This is a genomic window from Neobacillus drentensis (assembly GCF_036965245.1).
Lineage (GTDB): Bacteria > Bacillota > Bacilli > Bacillales > Cytobacillaceae > Neobacillus > Neobacillus drentensis_G.
In genome coordinates, this window is record NZ_JBALPG010000070.1 from 1 (window position 1) to 1,394 (window position 1,394).

1 protein-coding gene is annotated in these 1,394 nt (G+C 34.4%); it reads right to left on the reverse strand.

The features are described from left to right. Positions 1–1,241: hemolysin family protein (locus V7150_RS15470; RefSeq protein ID WP_335519981.1), on the reverse strand; the 1,241-nt coding region annotated here is incomplete at its 3' end. Between the last annotated feature and the right edge of the window lie 153 nt (positions 1,242–1,394).

The following is a 1,394-nucleotide window of genomic DNA, read 5'->3' on the forward strand; positions in this document are numbered from 1 at the left end:
ATTCTAAAGGAATAACCATCTAAATCTATCCGGTCATCTTTTTTTACATCGAATTTCTTAGAAAGAAACCAACCGCCAATTGTGTCTAAATCCTTATTCAAAATAGATGTCCCTAAAAGGTCGTTAACGGTTTCAATTAGAACCTTCCCACTCACAATATAATGCTGATCGTTAATTTTACGGACATCTGGAATTTCATCCGTATCGAATTCATCTCGGATATCTCCAACAATTTCTTCGATGATATCTTCAACTGTAATAAGACCAGAAGTACCTCCAAATTCATCCAAAAGGATGGCCATTTGGGTTCTTTCTTTTTGCATTTTCAGTAGTAAATTTTGAATTGGTATGGTTTCAATCACGCTAATTACCGGTTTAATATAAGGTGTAATCGACCTATTTTTTATCGAATCATGTGATATTTTGGTGGTTAAGATATCCTTGATGTTCAGGATTCCAATTATGTTATCTTTATCACCGTTAATGACAGGATATCGTGTATATTTTTGTTCTTTAATTAACGAAAGTATATCTTCAGGATGATCTTCGATAGAGATACTTACTATTTCAGTCCTAGGTACCATAATTTCTTTGGCAATCCGATTATTAAAATCAAAAACATTATTCACATAGGTTAATTCCGATTCATTAATTTCCCCGCTTTGATAACTTTCAGTAAGAATTATCCTCAACTCTTCTTCTGAATGGGCCAATTCGTTTTCGGTGGCTGGTTTTAGCCCGAATAACCCGGTGATCTTTCTGGAGGAAGTATTAAGAAGCCAGATGAAGGGGTAAAACAATTTATAAAACCAAATCATCGGCTTTGCAAAAATAAGTGTAATTGTTTCTGCCTTTTGAATTGCAAAGGATTTAGGTGCTAATTCTCCGACAACTACATTGATAAATGTCACGAGAACAAAGGCAATGACGATAGATAATATATGACTGACTGAACTATTTAAATGAACAAAATTAAATAGAGGCAGCAATAGTTTTGATACAGTTGGTTCTCCCAGTACGCCTAAGCCCAGAGCAGTAACGGTAATTCCAAGCTGACAGGCTGATAAATATTCATCTAAGTGCGTAACCACATGCTTGGCAGCATTTGCTCCCCTTCTTCCTTCTTTAATCAGTTGATCGATACGTGTGCCTCTTACTTTTACGATTGCAAATTCTACCGCTACAAAAAATGCAGTTAATGCAATAAAGATGGCAATGATGATCAGGTTAACTATGTCCAAATGGTTGGCCTTAACACAATAAGGCCTACACCCCCAGTCGTAATATTCATTTAATATTAATTTAGTAATCTACTAAATTGTTTTGTTTGAACATGAACTATAGTTCAATTATTACATAAAACTATTAAGAATGTCAAAAAACATGAACTATAG